Consider the following 13277-nt stretch of genomic DNA (forward strand, 5'->3'; position numbering starts at 1 on the left):
ACGCATTCTGGGTTTCGTTTGCCGACTTCCCACCTTCGTTCATGAAACAAAGGCGGAAGTCCGCAACTGAACGCGTTCAGGACAGGCGGGCGGCCCCGGCCGCGGCGCGCACCACGAACATGTCGGGGGCGGTGAAGCCGGCAGCCGCGAAGGCCTCGGATACGGCCTGCTGCACGGCGGGGATGAGCGCGTGCGGGGTCAGCGCGATGGCCGAGCCGCCGAAGCCGCCGCCGGTCATCCGGGCGCCGAGGGCGCCGGCCGCGCGGGCGGCCTCCACCGCGAGGTCGAGCTCGGCGACCGAGATCTCGAAGTCGTCGCGCATCGAGGCGTGCGAGGCGTCGAGCAGCGCGCCGATGGCACCGGGGCCCTCCTCGCGCAGCACCCGCACGGTGTCGAGCACCCGCTGGTTCTCGGTGAGGATGTGGCGCACCCGGCGGAAGGTCTCGTCGTCGAGGGTCGTGGCGGCGCGGGGCAGGTCGTCCACCGTGAGGTCGCGCAGCGACGAGACGCCCAGCAGCCGGGCACCCGTCTCACAGGACGCCCGGCGGGAGGCGTAGCCGCCCGTGGCGTGCGCGTGGCTGACCTTGGTGTCGATCACGAGCAGCTCCAGGCCGGCATTGTCGAAGCCGAGCGGGATGATCTCGGACTCGAAGCTGCGGCAGTCCAGGAACACGGCCGAGTCGGTCTCGCCGAGCAGCGACGCCGACTGGTCGAGGATGCCCGTGGGGGCACCGACGACCTTGTTCTCGGCCAGCTGGCCCACCCGCACGAGCACCTGCTTGTCGAAGCCGAGGTTCCAGACCTCGTCGAGGGCCACGGCGGTGGCGCACTCGATCGCGGCGGAGGAGGACAGCCCGGCGCCGATCGGCACATCGGAGTCGATGAACGCGTCGAAGCCGGTCACGGCCGACAGGTCGGCGCCCTTCTGGCCGAGCGCCCAGGCCACGCCCAGCGGATACGCCGACCAGCCGGACACGGTCTCGGGGGAGAGCTCGTCGAGGGAGATCTCCACGACCTCATCGGTGAACGAACTGGCGACCCGCAGCATCCGGTCGTCGCGCACAGCGAGGGCCACGACGGCGCGGCGGTTGATCGCGAACGGGAACACGAAGCCGTCGTTGTAGTCGGTGTGCTCGCCGATCAGGTTGACCCGGCCGGGGCCGAACCACAGGCCGTCGGCGTCGCGATCGAATCGGTCGCGGAATCCGCTCAAAATGCTCTGCGTCTCGGTCACGAGTGGGCCTCTCCGGTGGTGCTGGTGGATTCTGCTGCCGCATCCGCGGCATCTGTGCGCGCGATTGCGGCACGGATGTTGTCGGCGGCCTGCTCGGGCGTGACATCGCCGATCCAAGCGCCCATGGCTGCCTCGGAGCCGGCCAGGAACTTCAGTTTGTCCTCGGCCCGGCGCGGGCTGGTGAGCTGCAGCATCAGGCGGATGTCGCCCCGGTGCACGTTGACCGGAGCCTGGTGCCACGCGCCGATGTACGGCGTGGGTGTGGAGTAGAGCTGGTCGATACCGCGGAGCAGCCGGCGGTACAGCACCGCGAGCTCATCGCGCTCGGCCAGGGTGGTGCCGGCGAAGTCGGCCACGTGGCGGTGCGGCAACATGTGCACCTCCACGGGCCAGCGGGCGGCGAACGGCACGAACGCCGTCCAGTGCTCGCCGCGCAGGATGACCCGGTCGCCGGCCTGCTCGCTTTCCAAGATGTCGGCGAACAGGGTGGGACCGTAGCTCTCGATCGAGTCGATGAGCCGCTGGGTGCGCGGGGTGACGTACGGGTAGGAGTAGATCTGGCCGTGCGGGTGGTGCAGCGTGACGCCGATGGCCTCGCCGCGGTTCTCGAACGGGAACACCTGCTCGATGCCGGGCATCTGCGAGAGCTTGTGGGTGCGCTCGGCCCACGCCTCGATCACGGTGCGGGCGCGGGTGACCGTGAGGCTGCCGAACGAGCCCTCGGTGGCGGGGCTGAAACAGACGACCTCGCAACGGCCGACCGAGGTGCGGATGCGCCCCAGCCCGATCGTGCGCAGGTCGTCGAGTCCGGTGGGCGCGTCGGCGTCTTCCAGCAGCGGCCCGAACGAGGGCGACTTGTTCTCGAACACGGCGACGTCGTAGTTGCTGGGCACCTCAGAGGGGTTCTCCGGCGTGGACGGCGCGAGCGGGTCGAGGTGCGCCGGCGGCAGGAACACCCGGTTCTGCCGGGCCGCGGCGATGGAGACCCACTCGCCGCTGAGCGGGTCCTGGCGCATCCGGGCGTTCGCGGGGCGGGGGCCGAGCTCGCGCAGGTCGGGCGCGCGGTCGGGCGACAGGGTGGTGTCGGGGTCATCGAAGTAGATGAGCTCGCGGCCGTCGGCCAGGGTGTGCGGGTGACGCGCGATGCCGGCGTCGGCGACGAAATCTGGGGTGTTGGTGAGGTCAGTCATGGCGGAATCAACGCTAGCCGATTTGCGCAACCGAAACCAGTGCTTGCGTATTGAAAAGCGAGAGAAACTAAGTGAAGATGAGGGCATGGCCTCAGTCGAACATCAGCCCGACCGCGACGCCCTGCCCGCGCACCAGCGCCGGGAGCAGATCCAGCGGCTCGTCGACGAACGCGGTTTCGTGCGTGTCAGCGAGCTCAGTGACACCTTCGGGGTGTCCGGGGTCACCGCCCGCGCCGACCTCGACCAGCTGGAGAGCGCCGGCACGCTCACCCGGATCCACGGCGGTGCGGTACCGGCCGGGATCTCCACCACGAGCCGGCCCGACCGGGAGTTCTCCTTCGAGGAGGCCCTGGCCTCCTCGGTGATCCCCAAACAGCAGATCGGCGAGCTGGCCGCCTCCCTGGTCGCCAGCGGCCAAAGCGTGATCCTCGACGTGGGCACCACCACCCTGGCGATCGCCCGAGCGCTGGTGGCCCGCACCGACCTCACCGACGTCGTGGTCATCACCAACGGCCTGAGCATCGCGCTCGCCCTCGAACCAGCCATCCCGCGGTTCACCGTCATCGTCACCGGCGGCTCGCTCCGCCCGCTGCAGCACTCCCTGGTCGACCCGCTCGCGGCCACCGTGCTCAGCCAAGTGCACGCCGACCTGGCCTTCATCGGCTGCAACGGTGTCGACGCCGACGGCGGCGTCACCAACATCAACTTGCCGGAGGCCGGCGTGAAGACCCTGATGCTCGCCGCCGCGGCGCGCGCGATCATCGTGGCCGACGGTGCCAAACTAGGGCAGGTGCACCTGGGCCGGATCGGCCCGCTTGCCGCCTTCGACACCCTGGTGACGGATGCGGCCGCCGACCCGCTCACCCTGGCCCCGCTCCGTGAGGCCGGCCTCGCCGTGCTCCAACCTCACTGATTCGAAAAGACCACCATGCCGCTTGCCGCCGCCACCGGAACCCAATACACGCTCAGCCTGCAGACCCCGCACGGGCGTGCCACGGCGACCATCACCGAGGTGGCCGCGGGTATCCGTGAATATGCGCTGGGCGGCATAGACCTGGTGGAGGGCTTCGCCGCCGAGGCGGTGCCGCCGCTCGGCGCCGGAACGGTGCTGGTGCCCTGGCCCAACCGCATCCGCGACGCCATCTGGACCCAGCACGGCGTGCGGCACCTGCTGACCATCACCGAGCCGGCCCAGATGAATGCCATCCACGGCCTGCTTGCCCACGCGGCCTACCGGCTCGTCGCCCAGAGCGACGAGGAGGTGACGCTCGCCGCCACGGTGTACCCGCAGGCCGGCTACCCGTTCCAGCTGGACACCACCGTCACTTACACGCTCACGGCCGAGGGGCTGGACGTCAGCCACCGCATCCGCAACGTCGGCAGCGAGAGCGCGCCGGTGGCGCTGGGCACCCACCCGTATCTCAAGATCGGCGACGTGCCCACCGGTGACCTGGTGCTGCGCCTGAACGCGACCAGCCACATCGACGTGGACCACCGGCTCAACCCGGTGGGCGTGTCCCCGGTGGCGGGCACCCGGTTCGACCTGCGCGCCGGCGCCCGGGTGGCCGACCTCGACCTCGACGAGGGCTTCGGCGGCGTCATCATGCGAAACGGCCGCGGCGAGCATTCCCTCACCGCCCCCGACGGCCGCCGGGTCACCCTCTGGGGCGACGAGAATATGGCCTATGTGCAGGCCTTCACACCGCGCAACTTCCCGGTGCGCACGGGCGAATCGACCCAACTCGGCCAGGCCGTCGCGATCGAGCCGATGACAGCGCCGGCGGATGCCTTCAACTCCGGCCAGGGCCTGCGGTGGCTGGCCCCCGGCGAGGACTGGGTGGTTCGCTGGGGAATCACCCCAACGGGTTTCGCAGCCTGAGCAACCCGGCCTAGGGTGGCGGGAGCGCAGCGCCCGCCGCGCTCTCACCCGACGAGGAACGACCAGACCCATGGCAGCACCCTCCCTGACCACACCCGCCCCGCCCGCGCCGGCCCCGCGAGCACCGCTCAGCCCCACCGACGAGGCCCGCCGGGTAGCCCTCGTGGGCATGAAACGGCTCGCGCTCGGCCTGCTGCTGGCCATGGCCGTGATCTTCGCGGTGTCGTTCGCGCTCGAGGACCGCTACCCCTGGCTGGAGTACGTGCGCGCCGCTGCCGAGGGCGGCATGGTCGGTGCGATCGCCGACTGGTTCGCCGTCACCGCGCTGTTCCGGTACCCGCTCGGGCTCCGCATCCCGCACACCAACATCATCGCCAACCGCAAAGACGAGATCGGCGCGAACCTCGGCGAATTCGTCGAGTCGAACTTCCTCTCCGACGCCGTGGTGCGCGGCAAGCTCGAGTCCATCGGCATCTCCCGCCGGCTGGGCGCCTGGCTGGTGCAGCCGGCGAACGCCAAACGGCTCACCGACGAGCTTGCCCACGCCGGCACCGGGCTGCTCGACCTGCTCAGCGACGACGACATCAAGGATCTGCTCGAGGGTGTCGCCCGGGAACACCTGCTCGAACCGTCGTGGGCGCCGAGCCTCGGCCGGCTGGGCGAGAACCTGGTGGTCTCCGGCCGCCACCATGCCGCGGTGGACCTGCTGGTGGACAAGGCCCAGAGCTGGTTGCAGACCCACCCGGAGGCCTTCGGGACCTCCGTGTCGACCCGGCTACCCCGGTGGGTGCCCGGCTTCGTCGGCGAGATGGTCGACGACAAGGCCTACCGTGAGGTGCTCGGGTTCGTGGCGTCGGTGCAGGCCGACCCCGGCCATCCGCTGCGAGAAGCGATCGACCGCTACCTGGCCGAGCTGATGGACGACCTGCAGCACGACGACACCATGATCGACAGGGTCGAGGTGCTCAAGCTCGAGCTGGTCGACAACGCCAAGCTGCGCGAGTTCGCCGGCGACGCCTGGGAATCGGTGAAGCAGTCGCTGCTGACCGCCCTGGCCGATCCGCAGAGCGCCGTGCGCACCGGCATCACCTCGACAGTGCTGGATGTGGGTGGTCGGCTCGTGCGCGACGAATCGCTGGGCGCCCGCATCGACCGCTGGCTGGCGGATGCGGCCGGCTACGTGCTGCAGAAGTACCGGCACGAGATCGCCGGGGTGATCACCGAGACTGTGGAGCGATGGGACCCGGCCGAGACCACCGAGAAGATCGAGCTGCAGGTCGGCAAGGACCTGCAGTTCATCCGGATCAACGGCACCGTCGTCGGAGCGCTGGCCGGGTTGCTGATCTTCACCCTGGCCCAGGGCGCGGTGGTGCTGTTCGGCCTGTGAGCCATACTTAAGCCGTGGAGAACGGTTCGGACGACACGAAGGGCACTGCCGCCCCGGGCTCCTCCACGCCCTCCACCGAGCGGATCGTCGACGAGGGTATGCTCATCGCCCTCTCCGCTGTGCGGATGGCCCTGAAGAATCGCATCATCGTTGCCGCGCTCCGCGACCACAACGACTACGACCCCACCCTGTACGCCGCCCTCGCCCGGGAGGAACTGCACGAGGTGGCCCGGCAGAACGACGAGGACTCCACCCGGGTCGAACGCCTGGGCTCCTACCTCGCCCGCACCACCGGCAAGGGCAAGAGCCGCGACCTCGAGAACAAGCGCAGGGATGTCGTGCGGTTGGGGCGGCGCCGCACCCTGCACGATCACGTGGCCGAACGGCTCCGCGAGATCGCCGAAGACGACACCAGGGTCGCAGGGATCGTCGAGAAGGCGCGCGCGGATGCCCTGCAGGAGATCAACGACGCTCTCGCGGACCGGCTGCTGGCCCAAAAGGTCGATCCGCAGCAGCCCGGCTATGCGGCCGCGCGCGCCGAGCGGATGCGCGCCGTCGGCAAGATCGACCTGGCCGCGCTGGCCAAGCGCACCCGCCACACCGACTGAGGCACCGCGACCGGCCGCCGTTCGCTACGCTCGAAGGGTGGATACCCAGGCAATTCAGACCTTTCTCGATGACAGCGATTTTTCCGGCGTGGTGTTGGTGCGTGACGGCGACCGCACCATCTTTGAGGCGGCCCGCGGGTTCGCCACCCCGCGCTGGCAGGTGCCCAACACCCTGGACACCCGGTTCGACACGGCGTCGATCACCAAGCTCTTCACCAGCGTCGCCGTTCTGCAGCAGGTGGATGCCGGCCGGCTCGACCTCGAGGCGTCGATCCACGAGTACGTCGACCTGGGCGGCAGCTCGATCGGCACCGACGTCACGCTGCTGCACTTGCTCACGCACACCAGCGGCATCGCCGACGATGTGGACGAGGAGGCCGGCGAGGAGTACGACGCGTTCTGGGCGGCGACGCCTAACTACTCGCTGATCGAGACCAGCGATTTCCTGCCGCTGTTCGCCGACAAACCGCGTCTGGCGCCGCCCGGGGTGCAGTGCGAAGACTGCAACGTCGGCTACATCCTGGCCGGCCTCGCCGTGCAGAAGGTCTCCGGCCTCACCTACCGCGACTACGTGCGTGAAGAGATCTTCGCCCGCGCGGGCATGGCCGACTCCGGCTTCTTCGACCGCCGCGATGCCGTTGAACGGGTCGCGGAAGGCTGGGATCGTCGCAAGGACGGCAGCTGGATCTCGAACATCTACAGCTCCCCGGCCATCGGCTCGCCCGACAGCGGCGCGCACAGCACGGCCGGCGACCTGATGAACTTCCTCAACGCCGTCCGCGGCGGTCAGCTGCTCTCCAAGGAGTACACCGAGGAGTTCTTCACCCCGCAGGTGGACTACGACGATGACGTGAAGTACGGCTTCGGCCTCGAGTTCGACCTTGACGACAACGGCGCCGTGCGCTCGTACTACAAGGACGGCGTCAACGCCGGTGCCAGCGGCATCCTGCGGCACTACCCCAAGAGCGGCCTCGATGTGGTCGTGCTCAGCAACGCCGAAGAGGGCGCCTGGGACCTGGTGGTGGAGATCGACGCGCAGTTCTAGCCGGGCCCTGATCGCGCCCACCGAGGTGCCCTGAGAGCACAACTCCGGCAAGCTGCGGTTGCTGCGGTTGCTGCGGTTGCTGCGGTTGGTCAGGCCGTGGGCGCGGGCAGGGGGCAACGCAGCTGGGTGCGCTCGCCGCTGCGGTCGATGTCGTGCTCGGTCATCGGCTCCCCACAGAGCGGGCAGCGGGCCACCGGGCGTTCCTGCACCGGCACCTCATCGTCGTACGGTCCCAGCGGCGGCGGGCCGATGAACGGCAACAGTCGACCGTTCAGCCACGCCGTGAAACCGCCGGCCTCCTTGATGGTCGGTTTGCGCTTCTTGGCTGACGTCATAATAGTTAGTGTACTAACGAATTCGGTCGTGACCCACGAATGCCCGATTCACGGATGCCCGACCCAGGAGTAGCGATGACCGAACCGAACGTGCTCGCGCTGGAGAACCAGGTCTGCTTCGCCCTCACCGTGGCCGCGCGCACCACCGTGGCGTTGTACAAGCCGATCCTGGAGCCGCTGGGCCTCACGCATCCGCAGTATCTGGTGATGCTGGCGCTGTGGGAGGAGAACCCGCGAACGCTCCGCAGCCTGGCCGACGCGCTCCGGTTGGAGCCGGCCACGCTGTCACCGCTGCTGAAGCGGCTGGAGGCGACCGGCCACATCCGCCGGGAACGCTCGGCGACCGACGAGCGCGCGTTGCAGGTCACGCTGACCGAGCACGGCCGCCGGCTGCGCCAGATCGCCGAGACCATCCCGGAGCGGGTGGCCCGTTCCCTGGAGATGCCCACCGAGAGCCTGATCGCGCTGCGGGACAGCCTCAACGAGGTCATCCGCGCCACGACGACCGCGGCCCGGTAGCCCGAACCGGGTGCCGGAGTCGTACGCTGGCGACATGCAGAAGATCTCGATCGATGCCCTCGCCCGGCAGCAGCTCGCCGCGGCCACCTCCGCCAGCAGCGGCCGGGCGGCCGACACCGTCTATGGCGGACACGAGAAGGTGCTCAGGCAGACCGTGATCGGTCTGACCAAGGGCACCGTCCTGGCCGAACACGACAACCCCGGTGACGCCACGATCTTCGTGGTCACCGGCCGGGTGCGCCTTGTCGTGGGGCAGGACTCCTGGCAGGCGCGCACCGGCGACCTGCTCATCGTGCCCAACGCGCGGCACAGCCTCGAAGCCGAAGAGGATGCCGCCGTCCTGCTGACCATCGCAAAACGGCCCTGACGAGCAGGCCGTGCGCCGCGGATACGCCGAGGTGCCCCGACCCGGACGAGTTGCCCCGATGCGCGGGGGCAACTCGTCCGCACGCGGGCAGTACGGTGCGGGAGCGGGCTACTGCGGTTCGGAGGGCCAGCCCAGGGCCAGCTCGGTGGCGGCGGCGCTCGCCGCGGTGATGTCCTCGGCGCTGCCGCCGTTCTGCGCGGCGGCCAGCCCCACCAGGAACAGGCTCAGCGGGGCGGCCGGCCGGGCCACGTTGTGCGCCACGTCGCGGGCCACGTCGAGGAGCAGCCCGGTGGGCACCAGGTCGGCGTCGAGTCCGAGTCGGGCCGCCAGGGCGGCCAGCCACTCGTCGAGGGCTTCCGGAGGCAGCGGGGTATTGGTGCTCATGGTGTCACTCCTCGGTGGCGGTGGCGGTGGCTGTGGCTGATGCGGGTGTGGTGACGGATGCGGCACCGCGAGCGGAATCCGCGTCGCCGGGCTCGGGCACGGCCCCGGCCGTGACCGGCTGGGCCGCCGGCAGCTGGGCGGCATCGAAGCGGCCGGACTCGGCGTCGATGGTGAGCACCCGGCCGATCAACGGCTCGCCCGTGCCCGTGATCAGGCGGATGGCCTCCGCGGCCAGGAACGCTCCGGCCTGGCCGCGCAGCGCGCCGAGAACGCCGGGGTCGGCGGCGGCGACCGGGCCGGCCGCATCCGTGCCGAAGAAGTCGCGCAACCGGGTGGAGCGCTGGCCGCTGCGCCGCGGCGGGCTCGACCAGAACACCGACAGTTCGGCATTGCCGCGGGCCACGGAGCCCCACACCAGCGGCAGCCCGAGGGTCGCGCAGGTGTCGCCCACCAGGAACGGCTGCGGGGTGAGGTCGCTGCCGTCGAGCACCAGGTCGTAGCCACCGAGGATGCGCGGGGCGGACTCGGCCGTGAGGTCCTCGTCGTGCGCCGTCACGGCGGTGTCGGGGGAGAGGGTCAGGATGGTCGTGGTCGCGAGCACCAGTGCGTCGACATCCAGCGGGCCCACGTCGGCGAGCCCGATGGTGCCGACGCCGGCGGCAGCCAGGGATCGCACGGCAGGCGCGCTGAGGCCGGTGGTTCCGAGCACCAGAACCCGGGCTGCCGCGAGGCGACGGTGCCCAAGGTCGTCGATCGGGGGCAGCCGCAGCTGAGGCAGGCTGCGCACCTGCGAGAGACGTGCGGTTTCGGTCGGGCTGAGCGGGCCGGTGGGCTCGACGAGAGGGGGAAGTGCCATGACACCACGGTACGCGGCAATCGTCCCGTGTCCGCCCACGCCGCCCCGCGCTCCTCCCGTTCTCTGCGCCTACTCGTGGCCCCGTCAGCTCGCGAGAGCGGCCGTGTGGTCGCCTCAGCACCGCTGGAGCAGATGGAGGTTTAGGCTCGAAGGGAGGTCCCGCTGCGCCCCGGCGCGCTCGGACCGCACTCTCGAGGAGGGCACCCATGAACAGAGTCACGGCACGCCGCAAGATCACCCGGCTGACGGTGGGCCACGCGCCCATCCGCCGCGAAGACGTCCTGGCGGTCGAGGAACCGCTCGAGCTGCGGGTCAACGGCCGCTCGCTCGCGGTCACCATGCGCACCCCAGGCCACGACGTCGACCTGGCGGCGGGGTTCCTCGTATCGGAGGGCATCATCAGTCAGGGCGAGCACCTCGCCGTCGCCCGGTACTGCGCCGGCGCCACCGCCGAGGGCGTGAACACCTACAACGTGCTCGACCTGCGCCTGGCCCCGGGCGTGGCCGCGCCCGATCCGAGCACACAGCGCAACTTCCTCACCACCAGCTCCTGCGGCCTCTGCGGCAAGGAGAGCATCGACGCCGTGCGCACCAAGTCGACCTGGGACGTGCGGTCGGATGCCGTGCGGGTGGACGCGGAGATGCTCACCGGATTCCCCGACAAGCTGCGCGAGGCGCAGGCGGTGTTCGAGAAGACCGGTGGACTGCACGCGGCCGCCCTGTTCGATGCCGCCACGGGCGAGATGCTCGTGCTGCGCGAAGACGTGGGCCGGCACAACGCCGTCGACAAGGTGATCGGCTGGGCCGTCAAGGAGAACCTGTTGCCACTGCGCGGCACCGTGCTGATGGTGTCCAGCCGGGCCAGTTTCGAGCTGGCCCAGAAGGCCCTGATGGCGGGCATCCCGGTGCTCGCCGCGGTGTCGGCGCCGTCATCGCTCTCCGCCGAGTTCGCGCACGAGGTAGGCCTCACCCTGGTCGGCTTCCTCCGCGGCGACTCCATGGTCATTTACGCCGGCGAGGAACGCATCACCCAGGGCGCGCTCGCCGCGGTGTAGCCACCCAACAACATGACTGGCCCACTTGTGCTAGTCAGATACCCTCCCGCACTAGCAAAAATGGGCAACTCACGCCGCTCGGGTCAGCTGAGAACGGGCACCGGCACCTCGTGCGGGATGAACCGCACGCTCATGGCCTTGTAGCCGGGCGTGTTCGACTCCCGGGCCACGAGCTCCCGGTGCATCAGCTGGTTGGCCTCGGGGAAGTACGCCGCCGCGCAGCCGCGTGGGGTGGGGTACACCACGAGCCGGAACTTGTCGGCCCGGCGTTCCTGCCCGCCGAAGGTGCTGATCACGTCGACGAGGTCGCGGTCGGCAAAGCCCAGCTCGATGACATCATCGGCGTTGATGAGGATCACCCGGCGGCCGTCCTTGATACCGCGGTAGCGGTCATCCAGCCCGTAGAAGGTGGTGTTGTACTGGTCGTGGCTGCGCATGGTCTGCAAGATGAGGTGCCCGGGCGGCGGGGTGAGGTACTCCAGCGGGCTCACCGTGAACCGGGCCCGTCCGATGTCGGTGGCGAAGCTGCGGGTGTCGCGCGGCGGGTTGGGCAGCACGAAGCCGTTCTTGTCGCGCAACCGCTTGTTGAAGTCCTCGAAGCCGGGCAGCACCCGGGAGATGTGGTCGCGGATAACGTCGTAGTCCTCGGCCATCGCCTTCCAGTCCACCGGGTGGTCGTCGCCGAGGGTGGCCCTGGCCATCCGTGCCACGATCACCGGTTCGGCCAGCAGGTGCTCCGATACGGGGTCGAGCCGGCCCTGGGTGGAGTGCACCATCGACATCGAGTCCTCCACCGACAAGACCTGCCGGCCCGACGGATGTTTGTCATCGGTGTCGGTGCGGCCGAGCGTCGGCAGGATCAGCGAGGTGACCCCGTGCATGACGTGCGACCGGTTCGGCTTGGTGGAGATGTGCACGGTCAGGCCCACCCGCTGCATCGCGGCCTCGAGCGCGTCGGTGTCGCTGCAGGCGAGCGCGAAGTTGCCGCCCATCGACACGAACACGTCCACGTCGTCGTTCTCGAAGGCCTCCACGGTGTTGACCGAGTCGAGGCCGTGCTCCCGCGGGGACACGATGCCGAACTCGGCGTCGAGGGCGGCGAGCATGGCCTCCTTGGGCTTCTCCCACACGCCCATGGTGCGGTCGCCCTGCACGTTGGAGTGCCCGCGCACCGGGCAGGCGCCCGCGCCCGGTTTGCCGAAGTTGCCCTGCAGCAGGAGCAGGTTGATGATCTCCTTGAGCGTGTTCACCGAATGCGGCTGCTGGGTGAGGCCCAGCGCCCAGCAGATGATGGTGGCGTTGGAGGCGGCCATCATCTTCGCGACCACGCTGATGTCGAGCCGGGAGAGTCCGGTGGCCTTCTCGGTCTCGACCCAGTCGATCTCGGTGCGCGCGGCCCGGTAGGCCTCGATGCCGTCGGTGTTGGCGTCGATGAACTCCTGGTCCACGACGGAGCCGGGCACCCGGGCCTCCTCCTCGAGCAGCAGGTGGCCGAGCGCCTGGAACAGGGCCAGGTCGCCGCCGACCTTGATCTGCAGGAACTCGTCGGCCAGTGGCACCCCGTGGCCGACCAGTCCGGTGGGCGTCTGCGGGTCCTTGAAGTTGAACAGCCCGGCCTCGGGCAGCGGGTTCACGGCGACGACCTTGCCGCCGTTGGCCTTGCACTCGGCCAGGGCAGACAGCATCCGCGGGTGGTTGGTGCCCGGGTTCTGGCCCACGACCAGGATCAGCTCGGCCACGTGGATGTCTTCGAGCGAGACGGTGCCCTTGCCGATGCCGATGGTGGGGTTCAGCGCCGACCCGGAGGATTCGTGGCACATGTTCGAGCAGTCGGGCAGGTTGTTGGTGCCGATCGACCGGGCGAACAGCTGGTACAGGAACGCGGTCTCGTTGGCGGTGCGGCCGGACGTGTAGAACACCGTGCGGTCCGCCGTGGTGGCGCGGATCTTCTCGCCGATCAGCGCGAACGCGTCTTCCCATGCGATGGGGGAGTAGTGGGTGTCGCCGGGGCGCACGACCACGGGCTGGGAGATGCGACCCTGATTGCCCAGCCAGTATTCGGTCTTGCCGGCCAGCTCGGCGAGCGAGTGCTCGGCCCAGAACTCTGGGCCGACGGTGCGGAGCGTGTTCTCCTCGGCCACGGCCTTGGCGCCGTTCTCGCAGAACTCCGCGGTCTTGCGGTGCCCGGTGGACTCCGGCCAGGCGCAGCCGGGGCAGTCGGTGCCGTTTCGCTGGTTCAGCCGCAGCAGCGCGCGCGCCGTGCGGCCGATGCCGGCCTGGGCAATGCCGCGGTCCAACGCCACCACCACCGCCTCGAGGCCGGCGGCGGCCTTCTTCGGGGTGCCGATAACGAGGTCGTCTTCGTTGATGTCCTTGACCGGTGCGCGACGTGTCATGTGTCCATCCTGCTCCTGTCGG

At 69.8% G+C, this 13277-nt stretch carries 14 protein-coding genes; 8 read left to right on the forward strand and 6 right to left on the reverse strand.

The features are described from left to right. Positions 1-76: 76 nt before the first annotated feature. Positions 77-1234, reverse strand: a complete 1158-nt coding sequence (gene galK / locus E3T61_RS00425) for a galactokinase (protein WP_134638959.1) — start codon at positions 1232-1234, stop codon at positions 77-79. After that, positions 1231-2424 (reverse strand): galactose-1-phosphate uridylyltransferase, encoded by a 1194-nt coding sequence (galT, locus tag E3T61_RS00430; protein ID WP_134638960.1) that lies wholly within the window; start codon positions 2422-2424, stop codon positions 1231-1233. The genes galK and galT overlap by 4 nt, the downstream gene beginning before the upstream one ends. An 85-nt stretch (positions 2425-2509) precedes the next feature. Between galT and E3T61_RS00435 the strand changes: the two genes are divergently transcribed. From E3T61_RS00435 to E3T61_RS00455, 5 genes are all read left to right on the forward strand, one after another. Then, complete coding sequence (locus E3T61_RS00435) at positions 2510-3337, forward strand: DeoR/GlpR family DNA-binding transcription regulator (RefSeq protein ID WP_134638961.1); 828 nt, start codon at positions 2510-2512, stop codon at positions 3335-3337. 15 nt (positions 3338-3352) lie between these two features. After that, on the forward strand, positions 3353-4303 hold the full coding sequence (locus E3T61_RS00440) for an aldose 1-epimerase family protein (protein WP_134638962.1): 951 nt from the start codon (positions 3353-3355) through the stop codon (positions 4301-4303). A 70-nt stretch (positions 4304-4373) separates the two neighbouring features. Beyond that, positions 4374-5690, forward strand: a complete 1317-nt coding sequence (locus tag E3T61_RS00445) for a DUF445 domain-containing protein (protein WP_134638963.1) — start codon at positions 4374-4376, stop codon at positions 5688-5690. Positions 5691-5704: 14 nt separating this feature from the next. Beyond that, positions 5705-6298 (forward strand): hypothetical protein, encoded by a 594-nt coding sequence (locus E3T61_RS00450; RefSeq protein WP_134638964.1) that lies wholly within the window; start codon positions 5705-5707, stop codon positions 6296-6298. Between the two features lie 37 nt (positions 6299-6335). Continuing rightward, positions 6336-7343 carry a serine hydrolase domain-containing protein gene (locus tag E3T61_RS00455; RefSeq protein ID WP_134638965.1) on the forward strand — a complete coding sequence of 336 codons (1008 nt, stop codon included), beginning with the start codon at positions 6336-6338 and terminating at the stop codon, positions 7341-7343. Positions 7344-7432: 89 nt separating this feature from the next. Here the strand turns inward: E3T61_RS00455 and E3T61_RS00460 are convergent, their stop codons facing one another. After that, on the reverse strand, positions 7433-7678 hold the full coding sequence (locus tag E3T61_RS00460; RefSeq protein ID WP_130177743.1) for a hypothetical protein: 246 nt from the start codon (positions 7676-7678) through the stop codon (positions 7433-7435). A 75-nt stretch (positions 7679-7753) separates the two neighbouring features. Here E3T61_RS00460 and E3T61_RS00465 point away from each other — a divergent pair, with 75 nt between their 5' ends. Both E3T61_RS00465 and E3T61_RS00470 read left to right on the forward strand, forming a co-directional pair. Then, positions 7754-8197, forward strand: coding sequence for a MarR family winged helix-turn-helix transcriptional regulator (locus E3T61_RS00465; protein WP_134638966.1), 444 nt, complete (start codon positions 7754-7756; stop codon positions 8195-8197). A gap of 34 nt (positions 8198-8231) precedes the next feature. Further along, a complete protein-coding gene (locus E3T61_RS00470; protein ID WP_134638967.1) occupies positions 8232-8564 on the forward strand; it encodes a cupin domain-containing protein in 333 nt (110 codons plus the stop codon). A 108-nt stretch (positions 8565-8672) separates the two neighbouring features. Here the strand turns inward: E3T61_RS00470 and E3T61_RS00475 are convergent, their stop codons facing one another. Beyond that, positions 8673-8948 (reverse strand): DUF6457 domain-containing protein, encoded by a 276-nt coding sequence (locus tag E3T61_RS00475; protein WP_134638968.1) that lies wholly within the window; start codon positions 8946-8948, stop codon positions 8673-8675. Between the two features lie 4 nt (positions 8949-8952). After that, the gene (locus E3T61_RS00480) at positions 8953-9804 is read right to left on the reverse strand and encodes a HesA/MoeB/ThiF family protein (protein ID WP_134638969.1); all 852 of its coding nucleotides are present in this window, start codon (positions 9802-9804) and stop codon (positions 8953-8955) included. 206 nt (positions 9805-10010) lie between these two features. On the opposite strand from E3T61_RS00480, the gene fdhD reads away from it, so the two are divergent. Further along, positions 10011-10859: a formate dehydrogenase accessory sulfurtransferase FdhD gene (fdhD, locus tag E3T61_RS00485; RefSeq protein WP_134638970.1), complete on the forward strand. Its 849-nt coding sequence runs from the start codon at positions 10011-10013 to the stop codon at positions 10857-10859. A gap of 83 nt (positions 10860-10942) precedes the next feature. Here fdhD and E3T61_RS00490 read toward each other — a convergent pair whose 3' ends face one another. Further along, positions 10943-13255 (reverse strand): FdhF/YdeP family oxidoreductase, encoded by a 2313-nt coding sequence (locus tag E3T61_RS00490; RefSeq protein ID WP_134638971.1) that lies wholly within the window; start codon positions 13253-13255, stop codon positions 10943-10945. Positions 13256-13277: the final 22 nt, after the last annotated feature.

The sequence above is a fragment of the Cryobacterium lactosi genome, from assembly GCF_004403945.1.
In the GTDB taxonomy this organism is placed as follows: domain Bacteria; phylum Actinomycetota; class Actinomycetes; order Actinomycetales; family Microbacteriaceae; genus Cryobacterium; species Cryobacterium lactosi.